We start from the raw sequence: 7,468 nt of genomic DNA, 5'->3' as shown, positions 1-7,468 counted from the left end.
CTTCTCAAGGGTGCCAGACGGAAACGAGACCGTCAAGAAACAAGCGGTCGGCTCCGAGTTCATGGATGACGTCGCTGCTGTAGGCGGGCAGGCCGAGCGCACTGCCGATCGTTTGCGCCATCGCTTTCGAGAACAGGAAGCCGCTGCGCCGTTCGGTATCCTTCCACTCGACGACCTTGAGCTTGGCATCGACGCCCTTGGTCGCCAGCCAGTCGACCGCCACGGTCTCGCCACCGACGGCGTCGATCAGCCCGTTGGCAACGCCCTGGCGACCGGTGAATATCGAGCCGTCGGCAAGCACCAGCGCTTGTTCGCGGCTCATCTTGCGGCGTTCGGCGACGATGTCGACGAACCAGTTGTAACTGTCGAGGATGAGCTTGCGAACCATGGCGCGCTCGTCGTCATTGGTCGGCTTGAAGGGAGAGGGCGCGGCTTTCAGCGGCGAGGATTTCACCTCCTCCAGCTTGACGCCGAGTTTGTCCATCAGGCCGCTGACGTCGGGATACTGGATCAGCACGCCGATCGAGCCGACGATCGAGGTCTTGCGGGCAACGATGTGATCTGCGGCACTGGCGATCATATAGCCCGCCGATGCGGCGAGCGTGCCGACTTCCGCCACCACCGGCTTGTCGGCGGCCAGCTTGCGCACTTCTTCATAGATCGATTCACCGCCAACGGTGGTGCCGCCAGGCGAATCGATCGACAGGATCACGCCTTTCACCTTCGATGAAAGACGGATGGTTTCCAGCCGCTTGATCAGTTCCTCGTCCTCGGTGATCGTGCCTTCGATCTTGACCTTGGCAATATGGTCGACCGTCGAGCCGCCGAAATCGTCGCCATAGAACCAGGTTGAAAGCGCAATCACCCCAAGGGCTATGATGCCTATGGCGACGACGCGCCAGAATGTCAGCTTGCGCCGCAAACGGCGGCGGTCGATCAGGTCGTCGGCTCTCAGTGCCATGGTCAGCCTTTCAGTCGGCGGGAGGAGACGCTTTTAGACCATGATCCTCCCATCTGGAAGCAGTTCTCTTTTGCGCATGGCGAGACAAGTCGGCGCCTGGACGTGAGGTGGCTATCCGCGTCGGCAGTCGACGGGGCCGGGTCGGGCCCTCTCCAGGCGTCGGTCTGCTCACATATTCGTGCAATCGCCACCAGGTCGGGCGACGAGACCGATGGCTGATAAATTTTACGCCGCGTGTCTGTTTCTGCTATGGAGAACACGCAGTTGTGCGGACTTCGTTTTCGTCTGTACAAAGGCGGCTGTCACATTTTTGCAGTTTTCGTGGGCTTGTGCTTGCTTGAAAGCGCCGGCGTCCCACCTATAGGCGGTGCCCAAGGGCGGGCAGGGTTAGAAGAAAGCAGTGAATGTTAGCGCGACCGATTGAACCGACCGACGCCGAGGCGGTGTTGGCTCCCCCGGCGGACGGCCGGACGCGCGGCGATGCTTTCGACCGTGCACAGCGTCATTCGCGCCGCGTGCGCGTTCTCAAATTTGCCGTGCCGGTGGCCGCAGCACTGATAGCGGTCGCTTTCCCGGTCTATTCCTATCTCGCCGCACCCGTCTCGGTGAAGATTCAGGCGGAAGGCACTGCCTTTTCCAACGGCAAGCTGGTGATGGCCAATCCCAAGCTCAACGGTTTCACCAAGCAGAAGCAGCCTTATTCGATGACGGCGCTGCGTGCCATTCAGGATGTCAGCACGCAAGGTATCATCGAGCTGGAAGGCATCGACGCCAAGGTGCCGATCGCGTCCGACAATGTGGCGGCGGTCAAGGCCTCGCACGGCACCTACGATCGCGACGGCAATACGATGAACCTGACCAGCGACGTGACGATCACCACGACCGACGGCATGCAGGCCAAGTTCAAATCGGTCTTCCTCGACATGGGCAAAGGCACTATGAAGACAGGAGATCCCGTCGATGTCAGCCGTGGCGGGTCGCGGATCACGGCGGATACGATGTCGGTCCAGGACAATGGCAAGATTCTGGTTTTCGAGAACAAAGTGCGCGTCAACATCGATTCCGCCGCCCTGAAGGCGGCACAGGGAAACAGCGGAGAAACCAATGCGGCTCAGTAGTTCGACGCGGCTCGCGGCTGCAACTTCAGCGTTGCTGCTGCTCGGACTCGTGCCGTCATGGGCGCAGACGACCAGTCAATCAGGCCTCAAACTGTCCGGCGACAAGCCGATCCAGATCGAGAGCGACAAGCTGGAAGTCCGCCAGGCCGACAGTGTCGCCATCTTCACGGGCAATGTCAGCGTCGTCCAGGGGCCGACATTGATGAAGGCCGGCAAGATGACGGTCTACTACGTCAAGGACCCCAACGCCGCTGCCAAGGGCACGGAGGCCGCGGGTGCGGCGATGACGGGCTCGGCCAACATCGACCACCTGGAGATCTCCGACAAGGTCTATATCAAGTCGGATGCGCAGATCGCGACCGGCGATCAAGGCAGCTTCGATATGAAGAGCCAGGTGCTGGTGCTTTCGGGCAAAAAGGTCGTTCTGTCGCAAAACGACAACGTTCTGGTGGGCTGCAAACTTACCGTGCAGATGAAAAGCGGGCTGGCTCAGGTGGATCCATGCGCTGGGCAACGTGTCCAGATGTCGATCACGCCGCCGCCGAAATCGGGAGCGACGAACCCCTGATGGCCAGCCTGTCGTCGCTGACGGCGCGTCTTCCGGGACGGGCCGCCGGCAAGCTTTCGGCGCCGGCCACGGTGACCGTCGATGCGGGAAAGTTCAAGGGAACCCTGATCGCCAAGGGGCTGACCAAGAGCTACAAGGGCCGCAAGGTCGTCAGCGGCGTCACCATCGGCGTGCGCGCCGGAGAGGCAGTTGGACTGCTCGGCCCCAACGGCGCCGGCAAAACGACCTGTTTCTATATGGTTACCGGCCTGGTGCCGGTGGATGAAGGCACGATCGAGATCGACGGCTTCGATGTCACGTCGATGCCGATGTACCGTCGTGCACGCCTCGGCATCGGCTATCTGCCGCAGGAAGCATCGATCTTCCGCGGCCTCAATGTCGAGCAGAATATCCGCGCCGTGCTGGAAGTGGTCGAAAAGGACCGCAAGGTGCGCGAGCGCAATCTCGACGAACTGCTCGAGGAATTCCACATCAGCCATCTGCGCAAGGCGCCATCCATGTCGCTTTCGGGCGGCGAGCGGCGACGCTTGGAAATCGCGCGAGCGCTGGCGACGCGTCCGGCCTACATGCTGCTCGACGAGCCTTTCGCCGGCATCGATCCGATCGCCGTCGCGGATATTCAACAACTGGTGCGCCACCTCACGGCGCGCGGCATCGGCGTCCTCATCACCGATCACAATGTGCGCGAAACGCTCGGCCTCATCGACCGCGCCTACATCATCCATGCCGGCCAGGTGCTGACCCATGGAAGGGCCGACGAAGTGGTGGCAAACCCGGATGTGCGGCGACTTTACCTCGGCGAGGGTTTCACCCTCTGAGCGTGAAATTTGTTTCCTGACACGATTTTTGCGGTTCGCGCGGCGCTTTTTCCTCGATTTTGCTCCGAGATAACGCTCCGGTAAGCGAGTTTTGCTACCAATTGCCTTGACAAGCAAAAGCCGGGCCAGTTTCTATGGCCGGCTGCAAAATTCCTTTCCGGAAGTCCGGATGCGTAGACGAGGCGTTTGAAACCGAACCATGGCGTTGGCGGCCAAACTACAGCTACGACAATCGCAGTCGCTGGTGATGACGCCGCAACTGATGCAGTCGATTCGGCTGCTGCAGTTCACCCATGTCGAACTCGAGCATTTCATCGACGAGGAAATCGAGCGCAATCCGCTGCTGGAGCGCGCCGAGCCGCAGGACGATGCCGCCAGCGACCAGGCGCAGAAGATCGAGGCGGAGCCGCAAGCCGCCCGCGAAGGCGACTGGTTCGAAAACGAGACGCAGTGGAGCGCGGAGGCGATCTCGGACAAGCTCGACACGTCGCTGGAAAACCTGTTTCCCGACGACCCGGGCACCAGCGAGCGGCTCGGTCCCGACCTGACGGCGCAATGGAAATCGGCTTCCGGCAATGGCGCGGGTTCCTCATCCGAGTGGTTTGACGCCGGCGACATGGCGACTGCTGCGATCACGCTGCGCGACCATGTCGGTGAACAGGTAGCGCTAGCCTTCGCCGATCCGGCTGCACGTCTGATCGCCGCCGACCTCGCCGACGGCCTTGACGAGACCGGCTATCTGCGTGCCGATCTGGCCGAGATCGCCGCTCGTCTCGGTGCGGATGCCGCCGCCGTGGCGAAGGTGCTGGCGGTGTGTCAGACCTTCGAGCCGGCCGGCCTGTTTGCCCGCGACCTGGCCGAATGCCTGTCGCTGCAGCTTGCCGTGCGGAGCCGGCTCGATCCGGCGATGAAGGCGCTGGTCGCCAATCTCGAACTCCTGGCACGGCGCGATTTTCACGCATTGAAACGGATCTGCGGTGTCGACGAGGAGGATCTGCTCGACATGCTGGCCGAAATCCGGGCGCTCGATCCCCGGCCGGGCATGGCGTTTTCGGGCGGCGCCAGCGACGCGATCGTCGCCGATGTGGAGGTGCGCGCGGCCAATGACGGCAGCTGGACGGTCGAACTCAATGCCGAAACGCTGCCGCGGGTGTTGGTCGACCATATCTATTTCGCCCAGGTCTCTCCGCAGGCCAAGAACCAGGCGGAAAGGGATTTTCTGGCCGAATGCATGCAGAACGCCAACTGGCTGACGCGCAGCCTCGACCAGCGGGCAAAGACCATCCTCAAGGTCGCCTCGGAAATCGTTCGCCAGCAGGACGCCTTCCTCGTCCATGGCGTGCGGCAGCTGAAGCCGCTCAATCTGCGCACTGTGGCCGACGCCATCGGCATGCACGAATCGACCGTCAGCCGGGTCACAGCCAATAAATACATGCTGACGCCGCGCGGCGTGTTCGAGCTTCGCTACTTCTTCACCGCCTCGATCGCCGCATCGGGCGGCGGCGATGCGCACTCCTCGGAAGCCGTGCGTGACCGCATCAAGCAGTTGATCGACGAGGAGAAGCCCGTCGACGTGCTTTCCGACGATGCAATCGTCGACATGTTGCGCGAAAGTGGCGTCGACATTGCAAGGCGTACGGTCGCCAAGTACCGGGAAGGCATGAATATCCCCTCCTCGGTGCAGCGCCGGCGCGAGAAACGTGCGATGGCCAGCGCCGGGCGCTGAGGCGGGTCGATTTTCCACAAGCCAGCACTTCATTGACAAGCCGCGGTGAACTGGCTAGAAGCCCGCCCGCATGAGACGGGCTAGATGCCCGCATGCGGATGGTCCGTCACGACGTTGGCCTCGGGACGGTCAAAGGGCGGCTTGTGATCAACCGGAAAGTCTGGATTTAAAATCGGCGCAAGTGACGCCGCAAAGCTTGTGCGCACGGATCACGAGTATAAACTCGGGCCAGTTTGAAGCCTGAGCAAGGAAGGTCAGTTTTCAGATGAATCTGCGCATATCGGGAAAACACATGGACATCGGCGATGCGTTTCGGACACGCATCAACGATCGTGTCGGCGAAGCGATCGGCAAATATTTCGATCGCGGCTTTGCCGGACATGTCACGGTCATCAAATCGGGTTCGCGCTATTCGGCGGATTGCATGATCCGGCTGGATTCCGGCGCTTCGCTGCAGGCCACCGGCGATGCCCAGGATCCGACGCTTGCCTTCGAGGCGGCGGCGGACCGTCTGGAAACCCGCCTGAGGCGCTACAAGCGCCGGCTGAAATCGCACAATTCGGGCGCCGCCAACGGCCAACCGACCGACATAGCCTACACGGTGATGGCGCCGCTTGCCGATGACGACGAGGACATTCCGGAGAATTTCGCGCCGGCCATCGTCGCCGAATCAACCATGACGCTGAAGACCATGTCGGTGGCGTCGGCGGTCATCGAGCTCGACACCAAGGACAGCCCGGTCTTCGTCTTCCGCAACGCGGGAACCGACCATCTCAACATCGTCTATCGCCGACCCGATGGAAATATCGGTTGGATCGACCCGTCGACGACCAAGGTCGCACAAGCGTGACGACAACGGTCGCACGGTGACGACAAGGGTCGCACGGTGACGACGAGGTCGCACTGGGATAAGAGCCGGCCGCACGAGGGGTGAGGACTGGTGACGGCAGGCGAACAAGGGATTTTCAAGCATGGATCTGAGCGATCTTATCAACGTTCCGGCGATATTGCCGGCGTTGAAGGCGAACTCCAAGAAGCAGCTGCTGCAATTGCTGTCCGAACGGGCGGCGGCGATTTCCGGCATTCCGGAGCGGGAGGTGTTCGACACCATCCTGCAGCGTGAGCGGCTGGGTTCGACCGGCGTCGGCAACGGCATCGCCATCCCGCACGGCAAGCTGGCCGGCGTGAAGCGCATCGCAGGTGTTTTCGCCCGGCTGGAGACGCCTGTCGATTTCGAATCGCTGGACGATCAGCCCGTCGATCTGGTGTTTCTGCTGCTGGCGCCGGAAGGGGCGGGTGCCGATCACCTCAAGGCACTGTCGCGCATCGCGCGAGTGCTGCGTGACGCCGACACGGTGGCCAAGATCAGGGGTACGCGCGACGCCGCGGCTATCCACGCGCTTTTATCGGACACCCAGGCCTCGCACGCGGCCTGATTTTTCTGGTGAGACGAACTTCAAGGGCCGCCACGGGCGGCCCTATGCGTTTGAGCCTGCTGGTCGCGCCTAACAGGGCGGCGCGCTGGGTCTTAGTGGATGGCGACCGTGGTCAGGTCGTTTTCCATGGCACCGGCCAGTGCGCGGTCACGCGCGTCGGAAAGCAGGATCGGCTGGCCATTGGCTGCAAACAGCGCCCACAGTTCCATGCCGGGAGCGATTTCGCCGAGATTGGGGAAACGGCCGAGCAATTCGTCGCTCGAGACCTTTCTGAGATAAGCGACCGAGCCCTCGCCGAGATGAGCGAATTCGCCATTGGTCATGGTGATAGTTTCAGTTCTGGTCATTTCAAAGCCTCCTTGGCGCGAGGACGCCGCTCAAGGCCATCCCGCATGAGAGCCATCGGTAAAGATCAGTCTTTCACCGATATGTTTATTTTCCGTACCAGCCGTTCGGACTCCGGCCGATCGAGGTCGATCGCCAAAAGGCCGTTCTTCAACTCCGCTGCGATCACCCGCATGCCGTCGGCCAGCACGAAACAGCGCTGGAACTGGCGCGCGGCGATGCCGCGATGAAGAAATTCGCGCTCGGTGTCGTCGGTCTGACGGCCGCGCACGACCAACTGGTTTTCCTCCGTGGTGACATCGAGATCGCTTTCGGCGAAACCGGCGACCGCCAATGTGATGCGCAACCTTTCGGTTTTGCCGTCGGCGCCGCTGAGGCGTTCGATGTTGTAGGGAGGGTAGCTGTCACCGGACTTCGCCAGGCGTTCCAGGGTCTTTTCCATGGCGTCGAAACCAAGCAGAAGCGGGCTGGAAAAGGGCGTCATTCGGCTCATGTT

General features: G+C 61.8%; 9 protein-coding genes. 6 read left to right on the top strand and 3 right to left on the bottom strand.

From position 1 onward, the window contains the following. Nucleotides 1-4 precede the first annotated feature (4 nt). A complete protein-coding gene (gene sppA, locus EN879_RS17370; RefSeq protein WP_027161328.1) occupies nt 5-961 on the bottom strand; it encodes a signal peptide peptidase SppA in 957 nt (318 codons plus the stop codon). A gap of 404 nt (nt 962-1,365) precedes the next feature. Between sppA and lptC the strand changes: the two genes are divergently transcribed. The 6 genes from lptC to ptsN all read left to right on the top strand — a co-directional run bounded on the left by lptC (nt 1,366) and on the right by ptsN (nt 6,627). Next, a complete protein-coding gene (lptC, locus tag EN879_RS17365; protein WP_013529584.1) occupies nt 1,366-2,079 on the top strand; it encodes an LPS export ABC transporter periplasmic protein LptC in 714 nt (237 codons plus the stop codon). Continuing rightward, the gene (locus EN879_RS17360; protein WP_013529585.1) at nt 2,066-2,647 is read left to right on the top strand and encodes an LptA/OstA family protein; all 582 of its coding nucleotides are present in this window, start codon (nt 2,066-2,068) and stop codon (nt 2,645-2,647) included. The genes lptC and EN879_RS17360 overlap by 14 nt, the downstream gene beginning before the upstream one ends. Then, nucleotides 2,647-3,465: an LPS export ABC transporter ATP-binding protein gene (gene lptB / locus EN879_RS17355; RefSeq protein WP_013529586.1), complete on the top strand. Its 819-nt coding sequence runs from the start codon at nt 2,647-2,649 to the stop codon at nt 3,463-3,465. Before EN879_RS17360 ends, lptB begins: the two co-directional genes overlap by 1 nt. Before the next feature lie 199 nt (nt 3,466-3,664). Continuing rightward, nucleotides 3,665-5,191, top strand: coding sequence for an RNA polymerase factor sigma-54 (gene rpoN / locus EN879_RS17350; protein WP_127274149.1), 1,527 nt, complete (start codon nt 3,665-3,667; stop codon nt 5,189-5,191). 265 nt (nt 5,192-5,456) lie between these two features. Continuing rightward, nucleotides 5,457-6,041: a ribosome-associated translation inhibitor RaiA gene (raiA, locus tag EN879_RS17345; RefSeq protein ID WP_013529588.1), complete on the top strand. Its 585-nt coding sequence runs from the start codon at nt 5,457-5,459 to the stop codon at nt 6,039-6,041. Nucleotides 6,042-6,162: 121 nt separating this feature from the next. Next, nucleotides 6,163-6,627, top strand: a complete 465-nt coding sequence (gene ptsN, locus EN879_RS17340; RefSeq protein ID WP_013529589.1) for a PTS IIA-like nitrogen regulatory protein PtsN — start codon at nt 6,163-6,165, stop codon at nt 6,625-6,627. A gap of 92 nt (nt 6,628-6,719) precedes the next feature. Here ptsN and EN879_RS17335 read toward each other — a convergent pair whose 3' ends face one another. Together EN879_RS17335 and EN879_RS17330 are read right to left on the bottom strand one after the other, a co-directional pair. Further along, the gene (locus EN879_RS17335; RefSeq protein ID WP_013529590.1) at nt 6,720-6,974 is read right to left on the bottom strand and encodes a DUF1150 family protein; all 255 of its coding nucleotides are present in this window, start codon (nt 6,972-6,974) and stop codon (nt 6,720-6,722) included. A 65-nt stretch (nt 6,975-7,039) separates the two neighbouring features. Continuing rightward, nucleotides 7,040-7,465 (bottom strand): Hsp20 family protein, encoded by a 426-nt coding sequence (locus EN879_RS17330; protein WP_013529591.1) that lies wholly within the window; start codon nt 7,463-7,465, stop codon nt 7,040-7,042. Nucleotides 7,466-7,468 lie beyond the last annotated feature (3 nt).

It is taken from the genome of Mesorhizobium sp. M7A.F.Ca.AU.002.02.1.1, assembly GCF_003998535.1.
Lineage (GTDB): Bacteria > Pseudomonadota > Alphaproteobacteria > Rhizobiales > Rhizobiaceae > Mesorhizobium > Mesorhizobium ciceri.
This window is presented reverse-complemented; position numbering and strand designations above follow the sequence as displayed.